Genomic DNA, 14,644 nt, shown 5'->3' on the forward strand with positions numbered 1-14,644 from the left:
CCGCATCACACCGGAGGGTCGTTCCACCCCCTACCGGAGAGGGAGTCAGGAGGCGGGTTCGACGAGACCCGTGTCGTAGGCGAGGATCACGGCGTGCACGCGATCGCGCAGTCCCAGCTTCGACAGCACCTTGCCGACGTGGGTCTTCACCGTCTGCTCGGCGATGAACAGGTCGGAGGCGATCTCGGAGTTCGAGCGGCCCCTGCCGATCAGCACGAGAACCTCGCGCTCGCGATCCGTGAGGTCCGCGAGGGCGGTCGACGCCTTCGGAGCGCGGGGCCTGCGTCCGGCGAACTGCTCGATCATCCGCCGGGTCACGCTCGGAGCCAGCAGTGCATCGCCGGCCGCGACCACCCGGACGGCGTGCACGAGCTCCTCGGGCAGGGCGTCCTTGAGCAGGAACCCGCTCGCACCCGCCTCCAGCGCGTCGTACACGTAGTCGTCGATGTCGAAGGTCGTCAGCATGAGGATGCGGGGCACGTGCGCGGCCGGATAGGTCGGCCCGAGGATGCGGCGGGTCGCCTCGATGCCGTCGACCTCCGGCATCCGCACGTCCATGAGGATCACGTCCGGGTCCAGCCGGGCCGCCATCGTCACTGCCTCCGCACCGGTCGCGGCCTGCCCCGCGACACGGATCCCCTCATGCGCATCCAACAGGGCGGCGAAGCCCGCGCGGACCATCGCCTGGTCGTCGGCGATCAGGACGGATACGGTCACGAGGTCTCCTCGGGGTCAATGGCAGAAGGATGCCGGGGCGCGGCGGTCGAGAAGGGCAGGGACGCCGTGACCTCCCAGCCTCCATCTGCGGTCGGGGAGGCGATGAACGTGCCGCCGAGCAGCTCGACCCGCTCCCGCATGCCGCGCAGGCCGTGACCCGATCCCCGGGACTCCGCGACCTCCTCGGGCGGCGAGTTGCGGACCCGGATGCTGATGGCGGCTGCGTCCGCCTGGAGGCGCACCGTCACCGCCGCTCCGTGCGCGTGGCGGACGGCATTGCTCAGAGCCTCCTGGGTGATGCGATACGCCGCGATCTGCACCGCCTGCGGTGCGTCGGCGACGGAGCCCGTGATCTCCAGGCCGACGGTCACCCCGGCGCGGCGGATCGTGTCGACGAGAGCCGGTATGTCGTCGATGCGCTGCTGAGGTGCGAGCTCGACGGTCTGATCCTCGGTGCGCAGCACTCCCAGCATCCGCCGCATCTCCGTCAGCGACGAGCGGGCGGTGGCCGCGATCCTCTCGAACTCCGCGACCGCGGCCTCGTCGAGCTCGGGCAGCCGATAGCGCGCGGTCGACGACTGCACCTGGATCACCGACATGCTGTGGGCGATCACGTCGTGCAGCTCGCGCGCGATGCGCGTGCGTTCCTCGACGAGGGCTCGCCGCGACTCCTCGAGAGCCGAGTGCTCGCGCTCCCTGGTGAGCTCAGCCGCGACGCGCAGCCGGCCGGCGACGAGGGCGGAGATGAGGTAGGCGGCGGTGGCGACCGAGGCCGTGACGATGAGGTTCGCCGTGACGTTCGCCGCCACGGGAGCGCTCGAGACGACCTCCGAACGCAGCAAGGGCGCCGTCAGCGACGCCAGCGCACCGATCACGAGGGGGAAGGCTCCGAGTCGTGCGCCGTGCTGGAACGTCACCACGCTGACGGTGAGCACGAAGGCGAGGAGTGCCGGGACCGACCAGGGCCATGGCGCTTCGGTCGCCAGCTCGCCGGGCACCAGAAGGGGAAGTGCGAACGAGGCCGCTGTGGAGAGGGCGATCGCCCAGCGCGGCCGGGTGATGGCGAGCAGCGGTGCGCCGCAGGCCGCGGCGGCCAGGATGAACGAGAGGGGCAGGGGAGTGCCGTAGAGGACGGCCGCGAGCGGCACGAGGGTGGCGTAGAGCGTGACCGACGCGGCGCCGAGCAGTGACAGGACCACCACGCGGCGGGTGAGACGCGGGCGCTCCGTGCGCTGCCGATCCCGTGCCATGACTTTCATCCTGCCAGGTGCGCGACCGGCGCGCGGCGACGGCGGGCCGCCGTGATCCGATCGATCACGAGGCCGAGGACGAGAGCGATCAGGATGCCGATGCCCGCGCTCACCAGGGGCTGGTCGCTGACCCAGCTGCCCGCGACGAGCCCGATGACCAGGCTGAGTGCGCTCCAGCTCGCGCCGGCGACGAGGCTCAGCGGCAGGAAGCGGCGCCACGCGAACCCGAGAGCACCGGCCGACATGTTGACGGCGACGCGACCGACCGGGATGTAGCGTGCGCCCAGGATCAGCGAGGCGCTGCGACGGTCGAGGGCGTGCTCGGCGTGGGCGAACGCGGCGGCGACCCGGGGCCGTCGCATCCACGCCCAGCGCGTCGTCCCCATCGACCGTCCGATCGCGAACGCGACGTTGTCGCCGATCGCGGCGCCGATCGCCGCGATGAGACCGAGCGGCACCAGCATCCACCAGGCGCCCGTGGAGGCAGCGACCGCCGCCGCGGCGACCAGCACCGTCTCGCTCGGGACGGGTGGGAAGAACCCGTCGATCACGGTCACGGCGAACAGCACGAGGTACAGCCACGGAGAAGCGACGGTGTGCAGGATGAGCTCGTTGATGACGTCCACCTGTGCAGGTTAGGAACGCCGCACCGTCGAGGTCATCACTCCCGAGTATCGACCGTCTCACCCTGCAGAGTGAGATCCGCAGGCTGTCAGGACGCGGCGGGTGCTCCCAGCGCGGCGATCTATACTGGGAGGCTGGCCGCTCGGCCGACTTCCCCTCTGACGAACGGACATCCGCTGTGCTTGCCGTGCACGACCTCGAGATCCGCGTGGGCGCACGTCTCCTCATGGAGAACGTGTCGTTCCGCGTCAGCGACGGCGACAAGATCGGACTCGTCGGCCGCAACGGGGCCGGCAAGACGACGCTCACCAAGGTGCTGGCAGGAGACGTGCTGCCGTCGGGCGGGAACGTGACGCGCTCGGGTGAACTGGGCTACCTGCCGCAGGACCCGCGCTCGGGCGACCCGGAGATGCTCGCGCGCACCCGCATCCTCGACGCCCGCGGGCTCGGCAGTCTCGCCCTCGGCATGGCGGAGGCGACCGTGGCGATGGGATCGGACGACCCCGCCGTCGCCGACAAGGCCATGAAGCGCTATGCGCGTCTGACCGAGCAGTTCGAGGGCCAGGGCGGATACGCCGCGGAGGCCGAGGCCGCCTCGATCGCCAACAACCTCTCGCTGCCCGACCGCATCCTCGACCAGCCGCTGAAGACCCTGTCCGGTGGTCAGCGCCGTCGTATCGAGCTGGCCCGCATCCTCTTCTCGGATGCCGAGACCATGATCCTCGACGAGCCGACCAACCACCTCGACGCCGACAGCGTCGTCTGGCTGCGCGAGTTCCTGAAGAACTACAAGGGCGGACTGATCGTCATCAGCCACGACGTCGAGCTCGTCGGCGAGACCGTCAACCGGGTCTTCTACCTCGATGCGAACCGTCAGGTCATCGACGCGTACAACATGAACTGGAAGAACTACCTCCGTCAGCGCGCCGCCGACGAGGAGCGCCGCAAGAAGGAGCGCGCGAACGCGGAGAAGAAGGCGACGACCCTGCAGCAGCAGGCTGCGCGATTCGGTGCGAAGGCGTCGAAGGCCGCTGCCGCGCATCAGATGATCGCGCGTGCCGAGAAGCTCCTCGCGGGACTCGACGACGTGCGTCAGGAGGATCGCGTCGCGAAGCTGCGCTTCCCCAAGCCCGCGCCCTGCGGCAAGACTCCGCTCATGGCATCCGGGTTGTCGAAGTCCTACGGTTCGCTCGAGATCTTCACCGACGTCGACCTCGCGATCGACCGCGGCTCGAAGGTCGTCGTGCTCGGCCTCAACGGTGCCGGCAAGACCACGCTCCTGCGCATGCTCGCCGGCGTCGACCAGCCCGACACGGGTCAGCTCGAACCGGGACACGGCCTCAAGGTCGGCTACTACGCCCAGGAGCACGAGAACCTCGACGTCAACCGCTCGGTTCTCGAGAACATGGTGTCGGCTGCGCCGCACATCACCGAGACCGAGGCGCGCAAGGTGCTCGGCTCGTTCCTGTTCACGGGAGACGACGTGCTGAAGCCGGCCGGCGTTCTCTCGGGTGGCGAGAAGACTCGTCTGTCGCTCGCGACGCTCGTCGTGTCGTCCGCGAACCTGCTGCTGCTCGACGAGCCGACCAACAACCTCGATCCCGCGTCCCGCGAGGAGATCCTCGGGGCGCTGGCCCACTACGAGGGCGCCGTGGTGCTCGTCTCGCACGATCCGGGAGCCGTGCAGTCCCTCAACCCCGAGCGCGTGCTGATCCTGCCTGACGGCGTCGAGGACATCTGGAACCAGGAGTATCAGGAGCTCATCGAGCTGGCCTGACCGGCTCGGTCGTCGGGTCCACGCGTGTCCTAGGCTCGAACCGTGACCCACGACGACTCGACGCTCGACACCAGGCTCAACGACGGGCTTCGGGGCAGGCACGCCCTCACCGGTGACGCGCCTGAATGGGATCTCGACGCGCTGCCGGAGGATCCGGTCGTCCTCTTCGCCGAGTGGATGGAGGCGGCGGATGCCGCGGCGGTGCCCGAGCCGCACACCGCCACGCTCGCGACGGTGGATGCCGACGGGGTGCCGGACGCACGGACCCTCATCCTCAAGCGGGTCGACGAGCGCGGATGGGCGATCGCGAGCACCCGGTCCTCCCGGAAAGGTGCGCAGCTCGGCGCCGCCCCGGCCGCAGCGCTCAACTTCTGGTGGCAGCCGCAGGTGCGCGCCGTCCGGGTTCGCGGTCGAGTCGAGGAAGCGACGGCTCAGGAGAGCGCTGCCGATCTTGCGGCTCGGTCACAGGCTGCCCAGGCGCGCGTCGCCGACGGGGACTGGGTGCTCTGGCGCATCGTCCCCGATCGCATCGAGTTCTGGCAGGGATCACGAGACCGCCGCCACACCCGTGTCGTCTATGTGCCGGCCGAGTCCGGCTGGTCGCACACCGTCACTGTCGACTGAGCGGGCGGACGCGACCTCGCTCAGCGCGCGTCGAGCAGTTCGTCCTCGACGTCGGCGTCGGCGTCCCGCCTGCGGCGCTTCTTGTCGGTGGCGGGGGCTCCCTCGAGCTCCTCTCGGTGCTTCACGATCTCGGTGCGGATGATGTAGCCGATGAAGATGAAGCCCATGAGGGCGAACAGGATCCACTGGATCGCGTACGACAGGTGCGGCCCCGGGTCGTCGGTGGGCGACTCGAAGCCGCCGAGTGTTCCTCGGCCCGCGGGATCCTCGCTCACGATCTGGCCGTATGCGGTGGTGATCACGTCGCCGCCGACGATGTCCGCGATGGAGGGGACGTGGATCGTCGGCACCTGGCCCTCGGGAGCCCCGCGGCCGGATGCCGGCAACTGCTCGCTCGGACGCAGACGCACCACGACCTCGACCTGGCCATCGGGCGGCGCAGGGACGGCGTCGGGCGAGTCGCCTTCGCCGGGCGGCACCCACCCCCGGTCGACGATGAACACGCGGCCGTCGACGTCGCGGAACGGGACGAGCACCTCGTAGGCGCTCGTGCCGCCATGCGGCCGGTTGCGGGCGAGGAGCTGCTCGTCGGCGAGGTACTCTCCGCGGAGGATTACCGGATGCCACACGTCACCGCGGTCGAGTTCACCGTCGGTGCCGATGAGGTCGGCCAGCGGGACGGGTTCGGCGTCGTAGTTCTTCTCGACGAGTGCGATCTGCTCAGCCCGGGACTCGTTCCTGTCGAACTGCCAGTTCGACAGGAACGCGCAGGCGATCGCGAACCCGATAGCGATCAGCACGTACACGGTCCATCGCAGCATCCGCGCGCTCATGAGGGAACTCCGTCTCGCACGGTCACGGGGAAGTCGCGGGCGGCGAGATAGTCGCGCAGGAACTCCACGTGCTCGGCGCACGCCAGCCAGATCTTCTCACGATCGGCAGCGTGGATGCGCGGATTGCGCCACACCACCTGAGCGACCGCCGCGTCCCGGCAGCCGGCACGCGAGCACTGCAGTTCGCTCACGCGTCGCCCTTGCGGCTCTCGTGGATCGTGATCACGAACGGGTCCGAGCCGGTCTCCTCGACCACGGTCGGCGGGGGAGCCGGTGCCTCCAGCTCCTGCACGGGTGACTCCGCCGTCGTCTCGGTGCTGTCGCTGCCGGCGTTGGCGAACACGACGGCGATGTACGGGAGTACTGCTGCCGCGAGCGCGAAGACCCACGTGTACCAGCCGTACGGCTGCACGAACATCATCAGCGCGAAGCACACGATGCGGATGGTCATCGTGATCGCGTAGCGACGCACGCGGTGGTCCGCCTCGACCTGCGGCGCTTGCGGCAGGGAGGTGACAGCGGGGACCAGTCGCTTGTTCTTCACGATGAGTCCAGCCTACGCCGCTACGGGGCCGAGGGCTCACTTCACAGGCCGCCGTCCGGCCGCGCTCCGCGGTCGCTCAGGACGAGAAGATGAACGGGATCGTGAACGCCCCGAGGAACAGGAAGCTGATGACGGTCGTGACGATACCGATCGCGAGGACCGCGACCATGACGTACCCCATGATGAGGCCGGCGAACGCCATGCCACGACCGCCGACGGACGGGTCGGCTTTGGTCTGACGGAGCGCCATGTGACCGGTGATCACGGCGACGATCGAAGCGATCAGCGGGATGACCGCCCAGAAGAGGACGAGGCCGGCGATGCCGCAGATGAGGGACGTGATCGCCAGCCCGCTCGTCGGACGCGATGCCGGGTAGATCGACGCGGGGTAGGCGGCTCCGTACGGCTGTTGCTGCGGAGGAGCGCCGTAGGGCTGTACAGCGCCCACCGTCGGAACTGCGCCAGGGTACGCCTGCGCCGGAGGAGGAGTGGACGACGGATACGACGGGGCCGGGGAGTACGGGGGAGCCGGCGGATACACGGGCGCAGCACCGTGGGGCTGCGGCGGCTGAGACGGCTGCGCAGGCGGAGCCGCCGGAGGCGGCGGGGGAGTCGGCTGTACGCCGGAGGGGTGGTTGTCGTCGCTCACGGGCATGCCTTTCGTCGCGTTCAGCGTTCCAGTCACACCGGTGTTCTGTCAAACACGCGGCCACGCCCCGCGAGGGGCGACGGATAGGATCGTTGGCGACCCGGCCGTCGACCCTGCGCGGCCAGATCTGGAGTGGGAAATGAGTACTGATCGCGTCGTCCTCGTCACCGGCGGAAACCGCGGCATCGGCCGCGCCATCGCCGAGCGGTTCGTCCGTGACGGCTATCGCGTCGCCGTCACAGCCCGCAGCGGCGAGGGGCCGGAGGGCACGCTCACCGTGCGAGCGGACGTGACGGATGCCGCGGCCCTCGACGCCGCGTTCACCGAGGTCGAGCAGCAGCTCGGTCCGGTCGAGATCGTCGTGGCGAACGCCGGGATCACGAAGGACACCCTCCTGCTGCGCATGAGCGAGGACGACTTCGACAGCGTCGTCGCCACCAACCTCGGCGGTACCTTCCGCGTGGTCAAGCGTGCCTCGAAGGGCATGCTGCGCGCGCGGTTCGGTCGCGTCATCCTCATCTCCAGCGTGGTCGGACTGCTCGGCTCGGCCGGGCAGGTCAACTACTCGGCGTCGAAGAGCGCGCTGGTCGGGTTCGCGCGTTCCCTCACCCGCGAGCTCGGCGGGCGCGGGATCACGGCGAATGTCGTGGCCCCCGGTTTCATCGAGACCGACATGACCGCGGAACTGCCCGAGGACACGCAGAAGCAGTACAAGGCGAGTATCCCGGCCGGGCGCTTCGCGACGCCCGACGAGGTGGCCGGCGTCGTCACCTGGCTCGCCGGCGACGACGCGGGATACATCTCCGGCGCCGTCATCCCGGTCGACGGCGGACTCGGGATGGGTCACTGACGACGGACGAGCGTCACCGGTTACGCGTGACCGCCGCGTCGATGAGTTCCGCGAGGCGGCTCGGCACGGAGAACTGCGGCCAGTGGCCCGAGCCGATCCTCACGACCTCGGCGTCGGTGATCGCCCGGAACTCCGCGGCGTAGGGGCCCCAGTTCTCCAGCTGCGCCTCCAGCGAGGTCTGATCGAGACCGCCCATCAGCAGAGTCACGGGCACCCGGTGCCGACCGCCCTCGAGCACGATGTCGTTTGTCGGCACGCGCGCGGGGACGCTCCTGGTCAGGGGAGCCGTGCGTGCGCGAGTGTGCTCGTCGAGGTCTGCGACGTCATCGGCGTCGAAGGTGTCCCACCCGGGGAAGGGCACGACGCCGTCGACGACCTCGAACTCGCTGATGCCGAAGCCCGACGGAGGTGGGACGGTGTCGACGAAGATCACGCGGGACACGGCATCCGGCCGAGCGTCTGCGACACCCCACGCGACGTTTCCTCCGCCGCTGTGCCCGACCACCACGACGGGTCCGGCGAGGTCGTCGACGGCGGCGACGCCCGCGGCGACCCAGTCGGAGATGCCGATGTCGGCGGATTCGGATGCCGGGGCTCCGACCCCCGGCATGGTGAGCGCGTGCACACGGTGGCCGGCGCGTTCGAGCTCGGCGGTCACGTCGTTCCAGCTGGAGGCGTCGAGCCTCAGCCCGGGGATGAGGATGATGTCCATGGCCCGACGATAGACCGGGCCTCCGACATCCGCTACGGCAGCAGCGGGATGACCTCGGCGAGGTCCTGCGGCCCGATCACGAGGCTCGCCGCGGCCTGCACTGCGGGCTTCGCGTTGAAGGCGAGACCGAGCCCGGCGACGCCCATCATCAGCAGGTCGTTCGCGCCGTCGCCGATCGCGATGGTGGCGTGACGGGGGACCCCGAGCTCGTCGGCCCATTCCTGCAGCGACGAGGCCTTGGCCGCGGCATCCACGATCTCGCCGTCCACGACACCCGCAAGGGCGTCGTCGGCCACGGCGAGGCGGTTCGCCCGCCAGCGGTCGACGCCGAGCTGAGGGGCGACGTGGTCGAGGATCTCGTGGAATCCGCCCGACACGACGCCGACGACACCGCCGCGCTCATGCACGGCTGCGGTCAGCTCGTGCACACCCGGCGTCGGCTCGACTCGTGCACGCACCCTGTCCAGCCGCGCGAGGGGAACGCCCTCGAGCGCGGCGACCCGAGAGCGCAGACTGGTAGCGAAGTCGATCTCACCGCGCATCGCGGCCTCGGTCGCGGCCCGCACCTCGGCACGTCGCCCCGCCTCGTCGGCGATCAACTCGATCACCTCGTTGCGGATGAGGGTGGAATCGGCATCGAGGACGACGAGGAAGCGCGCGGCGGTCACCCGACGAGCCTACCGAGCGCGGCAGCGCGCTCCGCACCGGGCGTCGCCCGGCGTCACCGATCGATGAAGACGCCCTTCCCCACCACGGTGATGCCCGAGTCGGTGACGGTGAAGCCGCGGGCGAGGTCTCGTTCACGATCCACGCCCACCGTCGCGCCGTCCGCGAGGATGACGTTCTTGTCGAGGATCGCGCGATGCACCCGGGAGCCCGCGCCCACCTGCACATGGTCGAAGACCACGGAGTCCGTGATCGTCGACCCGCCGCCGGCGAGGGTCCACGGCCCGACGACGCTGCGCTCCAGGTGTGTGCCGGACAGCACCGACCCGAGCGAGACGATCGAATCGATCGCGTTGCCGATGCGCCCCACCGAGTCGCGCACGAACTTCGCGGGCGGGGAGTTGACCGCCTGCGAGTGGATCGGCCACTCCATGTTGTACAGGTTGAAGATCGGCAGCGTCGCGATGAGGTCGCGGTGCGCGTCGAAGAAGGAGTCGATGGTACCCACGTCGCGCCAGTACGAGCGATCGCGCGGCGACGAGCCCGGCACGTCGTTCTGCTTCATGTCGTAGTACCCGGCCTCGCCGCGGTCGACGAAGTAGGGGACGATGTCGCCGCCCATGTCGTGCCCTGACGTGGGGGACTCGCCGTCCGCTTCGACGGCGGCGATCAGTGCGTCCGCGTCGAAGATGTAGTTGCCCATCGACGCCAGCACCTCGTGCGGGGAGTCCGCGAGACCGGTTGCGTCGGTCGGCTTCTCGAGGAACTGCTTGATGCGTCCGGTCTCGGTGTCGGCGTCGATCACACCGAACTGCGACGCCATCGCGAGCGGCTGGCGGATGCCGGCCACGGTCGCCTTCGCTCCCGATTCGATGTGGGCGTCGAGCATCTGACGGAAGTCCATCCGGTAGACGTGGTCGGCGCCGATCACGACGACGATGTCGGGCTTCTCGTCGTTCAGCAGGTTCATGCTCTGGAGGATCGCGTCGGCCGACCCCGAGAACCAGCGCTTGCCGAGACGCTGCTGCGCCGGCACCGAGGCGACATAGGAGTCGAGGAGAGCCGACATGCGCCAGGTCTGCGAGATGTGCCGGTCGAGGCTGTGCGACTTGTACTGCGTGAGCACCACGATCTGCCGCAGACCCGAGTTGATGAGATTGGAGATCGCGAAGTCGATCAGGCGGTACTGTCCGCCGAAGGGGACGGCGGGTTTCGCGCGATCGGCCGTGAGCGGCATGAGTCGCTTGCCTTCGCCACCGGCGAGGATGATCCCGAAGACCTTCTTTGGTGCTGACATGCACCCACCATAGATGCCGCGCGCCTCGCGGAACTAGCATCTGGACAAGTGAGTCACTAGCGTCTAGGCATGCGCGTCGAAATGATCACGAAGGAATACCCGCCGGAGATCTACGGAGGTGCCGGCGTGCACGTCGCGGAGCTCGTGACGGCACTGCGGCGCGATGTCGACGTGCGCGTCCGCGCGTTCGGCGGGGAGCGCGACGAGCCGGGGACCTTCGCCTACCGGACCCCGTCCGGCCTCTCGGCGGCGAACCCGGCCCTGCAGACCCTCGGCACCGACCTCGAGATCGTCGCAGCCATCTCCGACGCCGACGTCGTGCACAGCCACACCTGGTACGCGAACTTCGCCGGGCACCTCGCGTCGCAGCTGCACGGCATCCCGCACGTGCTCACCGCGCACAGTCTCGAGCCGCTGCGCCCCTGGAAGGCGGAGCAGCTCGGGGGCGGCTACGCGGTGTCGAGCGGCATCGAGAAGCTTGCCTACGAGAACGCCGCCGCCGTCATCGCGGTCAGCGCGGGGATGCGCGCCGACATCCTGCGCAGCTACCCGGCTGTCGACCCCGCCCGAGTGCGGGTCATCCACAACGGCATCGACGTCGACAAGTGGCACCCCGTGCAGAACGACGCGTTCCTGCAGTCCATCGGGATGGATCCGAGCCGTCCTTCTGTGGTCTTCGTCGGACGCATCACCCGCCAGAAGGGTCTGCCGTACCTGCTGCGCGCAGCCGCGATGCTCCCGCCCGACGTCCAGCTGATCCTGTGCGCCGGCGCGCCGGACACCCCGGAGATCATGGCCGAGGTGCAGGAGGGTGTGCGCCTGCTCCAGCAGACCCGCGAGGGTGTGGTGTGGATCGAGCGGATGCTGCCGCGCGAAGAGCTCTCGGCCATCCTGACCGCCGCGACGACCTTCGTCTGCCCCTCCGTGTACGAGCCCCTCGGCATCGTCAACCTCGAGGCGATGGCCTGCGGTGCGGCCGTCGTCGGCACCGCGACCGGCGGCATCCCCGAGGTCGTCGCCGACGGGGTGACGGGACGACTCGTCCCGATCGACCAGGTGCAGGACGGCACGGGCACACCCGTCGACCCCGACCGTTTCGTCTCCGACCTGGCCGCGGTGCTCACCGAGGTGGCGACGGATCCGGCGCGTGCACGGGAGTACGGCGACGCCGGGCGGGAGCGCGCACGCAGCGACTTCAGCTGGGCCGCGATCGCCGACACCACGCGCGCGCTCTACGCGGAGCTGACCGCCTGAGCCGATAGGCTGGAGGGCATGTCGAGCGCTCTGGAATTCACCGACGTCGTCGTGCGCCGCGAGGGGCGCAACATCATCGATCACGTGACCTGGCAGGTCGCCGACGATCAGCGGTGGGTGATCCTCGGACCCAACGGCGCGGGCAAGACCACGCTGCTGCAGCTGGCCGACACGCTCATGCACCCGACCTCGGGGACCGTCACCGTGCTGGGGGAGACCCTCGGTCGCACAGACGTGTTCGAGGTGCGACCGCGCATCGGCTTCGCGTCGTCGGCGATGGCGAAGCGGGTCCCGCGCGACGAGACCGTGCTGAACACCGTCCTCACGGCCGCGTACTCGGTGCTCGGCCGCTGGAACGAGAGCTATGAGGACATCGACGAGCGCCGTGCCCTGCGCGTGCTCGGAGACTGGCGGCTCGATCACCTCGCCGACCGCACGTTCGGAACCCTCAGCGACGGAGAGCAGAAGCGCGTCCAGATCGCGCGCGCCGTCATGACCGACCCCGAGCTGCTGCTGCTCGACGAGCCCACCGCCTCGCTCGACCTCGGCTCCCGCGAGGAGCTGCTCGCGCTGCTCAGCGGGTACGCCTCGTCGCCCACCACGCCGGCGATGCTCATGGTCACCCACCACGTCGAGGAGATCCCCGTCGGGTTCACGCACGTGCTGCTGATCCGCGACGGCTCGGTCGTGGCAGCGGGGCCGATCGCCGAGACGCTCACCGCTGAGGCGCTCGGCGAGACCTTCGGCATGCCGATCACGCTGAGCAGTGAAGACGGGCGCTACGCGGCCCGCGCGGCATCCTGATCGCCGGGTTACTCACTGCGCTCAACTCCTGTTAGAATCGATCCTTGGTGCGTTCGGCACCGCAGACTTCCCTCGTCCCTGGCACAATCCAGGGCAGTAGCTAAGGAATCCCATGAAGACTGACATTCACCCCGAGTACAAGGCCGTCGTTTTCCGCGACCTCGGATCGGGCGAGACCTTCCTCACCCGTTCGACCGTGACCAGCGACAAGACCGTCGAGCTGGACGGCGTGGAGTACCCGGTGATCGACGTCGAGATCTCCTCGGCCTCGCACCCGTTCTACACGGGCAAGCAGCGCATCATGGACTCGGCCGGTCGCGTCGAGAAGTTCAACCAGCGCTTCAAGGGCTTCGGCGGCTCGTCCAAGTAACGACATCGCCACGACGAAGGCCCCGGTTCCTCGGAACCGGGGCCTTCGTCGTGTCCGGGGCGAGCGCCGAACCGGCGGTCTCCGTCAGAGATCGAGCGTGATGCGGTCGCCGCGGATGCCGTCGGGCGGATCGCCCGCCACGGGAGCCGGTGCCGTGCGCTTCGTCTGACGATCCCGCTCGACGCCGGCGTCGTGCGCGGACGGCATCCAGACGGCGTCGAAGGAACCGCCGAGCCCTCCGCCCGGGCCCTCGTACTTGCGCTCGAGAGGCATCCGCGAGTAGACGGCCACGATCACGACGACGATCGCGATCACGACCAGCAGCACGATCGCGATCGTCAGAAGCATCCCTACCGTCTCGGCCATGGAACCAGGCTAGGCGACCCCGCCGTCAGCAGCATCCGCCCACGGGATGATCCTCAGCGGATGCGCCGGCCGTGGGCGAGATCGATCAAGTGCGTGAGCACCGGACCCGAGCGCAGGCCGTTGTGCTCGTGCTCGCTCGTCACCCAGAGCTCGACGCCCGGAAGCAGCCGACCCGTCTCCAGCGAGAACTCCAGCGGCACGTACACGTCGTTCGCGTAGACGGCGGCGGCACCCGTGGCTCCGGACGTCTCGATCGCCACACGGTCGTACAGGCGCGGCCACTCGAACTCGGCGAGCTCGAGCGCCACCTCGCGCCACGGCTGGAACGCCGGGACGGTCTCCGTCCAGTCACGGCGGATGTGCTCGCCGGTGAAGAGGGTGACGTCGTCGCGGAAGTCGTCCGGCTCGGTGCGCTCCGCCGACCACCGCGTCGCGTGTCCGTCGGCGTAGCTCGACTCGTGGAAGACGAAGTAGAGCGGGTTGCGACCTCCGTACGGCATCGCGTTCATGAGGTCGTAGCGGAAGGCGTTGGACCGGTGATCGCGTTCGAGCAGCGACCAGAGCGTCTGCCACCCCTCGTTCATGCCGAGTGCCGACCCGACCGACCGCAGCCGCGAGCGCGACACGACCTCGCCGTCGGGAAGGACGATGTCCCCGGCGTCGGCATGATCGACCAGGCGACGCATGCGGTCGCGGTGCTCGGGGAACCGCCGGTAATAGCGCTCCGAGGCGTCGCGCATCTTGTCGTAGCAGAGCGCGTAGACGTCGTCGGGGTGGCGTCCGACCGCGCTGAGCCCGCCGGTGATGAACACGTCGGCGAGCGAGCTCGCATCGGTCGAGAGGTAGGCGAGCGTCGTGAATCCGCCGAACGACTGTCCGAGCACACTCCAGGTGATGGCGCCCAGGTGCTCGCGCATCGCCTCGCAGTCGCGGACGATCGAATCGGCGCGGAGGTGGGTGAGGTACTCCGCGACGGCGGAGGCGCCGCGGCTCAGATCGTCGTCGCCGACGGGCGTCGACAGTCCTGTTCCGCGCTGATCCAGCATCACGACGCGGTAGTGGGCGAGCGCCTCGTCGAGCCAGGCGGGCGCGGTCGACGAGTGGAACGGGCGCGGAGCCTCGTGCCCCGGTCCGCCCTGCAGGTACACGAGGTAGGGGCGAGAGTCCCCGCCGTCCCTGGTCACCACGCGCGCGAAGATGTCGATCGTGCGGGTGTCGGCCGGATCGTCCCACACGAGCGGGACGGTCAGGGTGTGCTCCTCGATCGCGAGGTCGAGCAGGCGGTGGATGGTGGTGGTGCCGGTCAT

At 69.5% G+C, this 14,644-nt stretch carries 18 protein-coding genes; 6 read left to right on the forward strand and 12 right to left on the reverse strand.

What is annotated here, in order from left to right:
* Positions 1 to 45: 45 nt before the first annotated feature.
* The 3 genes from MRBLWO14_RS17025 to MRBLWO14_RS17035 are packed head-to-tail and all read right to left on the reverse strand — an operon-like array spanning position 46 to position 2,593.
* On the reverse strand, positions 46 to 717 hold the full coding sequence (locus MRBLWO14_RS17025; protein WP_341934253.1) for a response regulator transcription factor: 672 nt from the start codon (positions 715 to 717) through the stop codon (positions 46 to 48).
* The gene (locus MRBLWO14_RS17030; RefSeq protein WP_341934254.1) at positions 714 to 1,967 is read right to left on the reverse strand and encodes a histidine kinase; all 1,254 of its coding nucleotides are present in this window, start codon (positions 1,965 to 1,967) and stop codon (positions 714 to 716) included. Before MRBLWO14_RS17030 ends, MRBLWO14_RS17025 begins: the two co-directional genes overlap by 4 nt.
* Positions 1,968 to 1,972: 5 nt before the next feature.
* Positions 1,973 to 2,593, reverse strand: coding sequence for a VTT domain-containing protein (locus MRBLWO14_RS17035; RefSeq protein ID WP_341934255.1), 621 nt, complete (start codon positions 2,591 to 2,593; stop codon positions 1,973 to 1,975).
* 176 nt (positions 2,594 to 2,769) lie between these two features.
* Between MRBLWO14_RS17035 and MRBLWO14_RS17040 the strand changes: the two genes are divergently transcribed.
* Both MRBLWO14_RS17040 and MRBLWO14_RS17045 read left to right on the forward strand, forming a co-directional pair.
* A complete protein-coding gene (locus tag MRBLWO14_RS17040) occupies positions 2,770 to 4,368 on the forward strand; it encodes an ABC-F family ATP-binding cassette domain-containing protein (RefSeq protein WP_096715500.1) in 1,599 nt (532 codons plus the stop codon).
* Positions 4,369 to 4,410: 42 nt separating this feature from the next.
* Entirely contained in the window at positions 4,411 to 4,992 is a 582-nt protein-coding gene (locus MRBLWO14_RS17045) for a pyridoxamine 5'-phosphate oxidase family protein (protein WP_341934256.1), read from the forward strand.
* 20 nt (positions 4,993 to 5,012) lie between these two features.
* Here the strand turns inward: MRBLWO14_RS17045 and MRBLWO14_RS17050 are convergent, their stop codons facing one another.
* From MRBLWO14_RS17050 to MRBLWO14_RS17065, 4 genes are all read right to left on the reverse strand, one after another.
* A complete protein-coding gene (locus tag MRBLWO14_RS17050) occupies positions 5,013 to 5,825 on the reverse strand; it encodes an SURF1 family protein (RefSeq protein ID WP_341934257.1) in 813 nt (270 codons plus the stop codon).
* Positions 5,822 to 6,016: a hypothetical protein gene (locus tag MRBLWO14_RS17055; protein WP_341934258.1), complete on the reverse strand. Its 195-nt coding sequence runs from the start codon at positions 6,014 to 6,016 to the stop codon at positions 5,822 to 5,824. Before MRBLWO14_RS17055 ends, MRBLWO14_RS17050 begins: the two co-directional genes overlap by 4 nt.
* Positions 6,013 to 6,369 carry a DUF3099 domain-containing protein gene (locus tag MRBLWO14_RS17060; protein ID WP_341934259.1) on the reverse strand — a complete coding sequence of 119 codons (357 nt, stop codon included), beginning with the start codon at positions 6,367 to 6,369 and terminating at the stop codon, positions 6,013 to 6,015. The genes MRBLWO14_RS17055 and MRBLWO14_RS17060 overlap by 4 nt, the downstream gene beginning before the upstream one ends.
* Before the next feature lie 76 nt (positions 6,370 to 6,445).
* Positions 6,446 to 6,817, reverse strand: a complete 372-nt coding sequence (locus tag MRBLWO14_RS17065; protein ID WP_341934260.1) for a DUF4190 domain-containing protein — start codon at positions 6,815 to 6,817, stop codon at positions 6,446 to 6,448.
* Positions 6,818 to 7,157: 340 nt separating this feature from the next.
* On the opposite strand from MRBLWO14_RS17065, the gene MRBLWO14_RS17070 reads away from it, so the two are divergent.
* Positions 7,158 to 7,868, forward strand: coding sequence for a beta-ketoacyl-ACP reductase (locus MRBLWO14_RS17070; RefSeq protein ID WP_096715495.1), 711 nt, complete (start codon positions 7,158 to 7,160; stop codon positions 7,866 to 7,868).
* A gap of 13 nt (positions 7,869 to 7,881) precedes the next feature.
* On the opposite strand, the gene MRBLWO14_RS17075 is transcribed toward MRBLWO14_RS17070, so the two are convergent.
* From MRBLWO14_RS17075 to MRBLWO14_RS17085, 3 genes are read right to left on the reverse strand one after another with little or no spacing between them, the layout of a single operon-like run.
* Positions 7,882 to 8,580 (reverse strand): alpha/beta hydrolase, encoded by a 699-nt coding sequence (locus MRBLWO14_RS17075; RefSeq protein WP_341934261.1) that lies wholly within the window; start codon positions 8,578 to 8,580, stop codon positions 7,882 to 7,884.
* A 32-nt stretch (positions 8,581 to 8,612) separates the two neighbouring features.
* Positions 8,613 to 9,248, reverse strand: a complete 636-nt coding sequence (gene serB, locus MRBLWO14_RS17080) for a phosphoserine phosphatase SerB (RefSeq protein WP_341934262.1) — start codon at positions 9,246 to 9,248, stop codon at positions 8,613 to 8,615.
* Between the two features lie 53 nt (positions 9,249 to 9,301).
* Positions 9,302 to 10,543 (reverse strand): glucose-1-phosphate adenylyltransferase, encoded by a 1,242-nt coding sequence (locus MRBLWO14_RS17085; RefSeq protein ID WP_341934263.1) that lies wholly within the window; start codon positions 10,541 to 10,543, stop codon positions 9,302 to 9,304.
* A gap of 69 nt (positions 10,544 to 10,612) precedes the next feature.
* Between MRBLWO14_RS17085 and glgA the strand changes: the two genes are divergently transcribed.
* The 3 genes from glgA (at position 10,613) to MRBLWO14_RS17100 (ending at position 12,971) form a co-directional block, all read left to right on the forward strand.
* Complete coding sequence (gene glgA / locus MRBLWO14_RS17090; RefSeq protein ID WP_341934264.1) at positions 10,613 to 11,797, forward strand: glycogen synthase; 1,185 nt, start codon at positions 10,613 to 10,615, stop codon at positions 11,795 to 11,797.
* 18 nt (positions 11,798 to 11,815) lie between these two features.
* Positions 11,816 to 12,601, forward strand: coding sequence for an ABC transporter ATP-binding protein (locus MRBLWO14_RS17095; RefSeq protein WP_251588051.1), 786 nt, complete (start codon positions 11,816 to 11,818; stop codon positions 12,599 to 12,601).
* Positions 12,602 to 12,713: 112 nt separating this feature from the next.
* Positions 12,714 to 12,971 carry a type B 50S ribosomal protein L31 gene (locus tag MRBLWO14_RS17100; protein ID WP_096715489.1) on the forward strand — a complete coding sequence of 86 codons (258 nt, stop codon included), beginning with the start codon at positions 12,714 to 12,716 and terminating at the stop codon, positions 12,969 to 12,971.
* 84 nt (positions 12,972 to 13,055) lie between these two features.
* On the opposite strand, the gene MRBLWO14_RS17105 is transcribed toward MRBLWO14_RS17100, so the two are convergent.
* Together MRBLWO14_RS17105 and MRBLWO14_RS17110 are read right to left on the reverse strand one after the other, a co-directional pair.
* A complete protein-coding gene (locus MRBLWO14_RS17105) occupies positions 13,056 to 13,337 on the reverse strand; it encodes a hypothetical protein (protein ID WP_341934265.1) in 282 nt (93 codons plus the stop codon).
* Positions 13,338 to 13,390: 53 nt separating this feature from the next.
* Positions 13,391 to 14,644 carry an alpha/beta fold hydrolase gene (locus MRBLWO14_RS17110; protein ID WP_341934266.1) on the reverse strand — a complete coding sequence of 418 codons (1,254 nt, stop codon included), beginning with the start codon at positions 14,642 to 14,644 and terminating at the stop codon, positions 13,391 to 13,393.

The sequence above is a fragment of the Microbacterium sp. LWO14-1.2 genome (genome assembly GCF_038397715.1).
GTDB lineage: Bacteria > Actinomycetota > Actinomycetes > Actinomycetales > Microbacteriaceae > Microbacterium.

Coding starts and splice junctions, on each gene's coding strand:
- MRBLWO14_RS17030 (WP_341934254.1), bottom strand. CDS start 1,967: ATGGCACGGGATCGGCAGCGCACGGAGCGCCCGCGTCTCACCCGCCGC.
- MRBLWO14_RS17050 (WP_341934257.1), bottom strand. CDS start 5,825: ATGAGCGCGCGGATGCTGCGATGGACCGTGTACGTGCTGATCGCTATC.
- MRBLWO14_RS17070 (WP_096715495.1), top strand. CDS start 7,158: ATGAGTACTGATCGCGTCGTCCTCGTCACCGGCGGAAACCGCGGCATC.
- MRBLWO14_RS17075 (WP_341934261.1), bottom strand. CDS start 8,580: ATGGACATCATCCTCATCCCCGGGCTGAGGCTCGACGCCTCCAGCTGG.
- MRBLWO14_RS17085 (WP_341934263.1), bottom strand. CDS start 10,543: ATGTCAGCACCAAAGAAGGTCTTCGGGATCATCCTCGCCGGTGGCGAA.
- glgA (WP_341934264.1), top strand. CDS start 10,613: ATGCGCGTCGAAATGATCACGAAGGAATACCCGCCGGAGATCTACGGA.
- MRBLWO14_RS17095 (WP_251588051.1), top strand. CDS start 11,816: ATGTCGAGCGCTCTGGAATTCACCGACGTCGTCGTGCGCCGCGAGGGG.
- MRBLWO14_RS17100 (WP_096715489.1), top strand. CDS start 12,714: ATGAAGACTGACATTCACCCCGAGTACAAGGCCGTCGTTTTCCGCGAC.
- MRBLWO14_RS17105 (WP_341934265.1), bottom strand. CDS start 13,337: ATGGCCGAGACGGTAGGGATGCTTCTGACGATCGCGATCGTGCTGCTG.
- MRBLWO14_RS17110 (WP_341934266.1), bottom strand. CDS start 14,644: ATGACCGGCACCACCACCATCCACCGCCTGCTCGACCTCGCGATCGAG.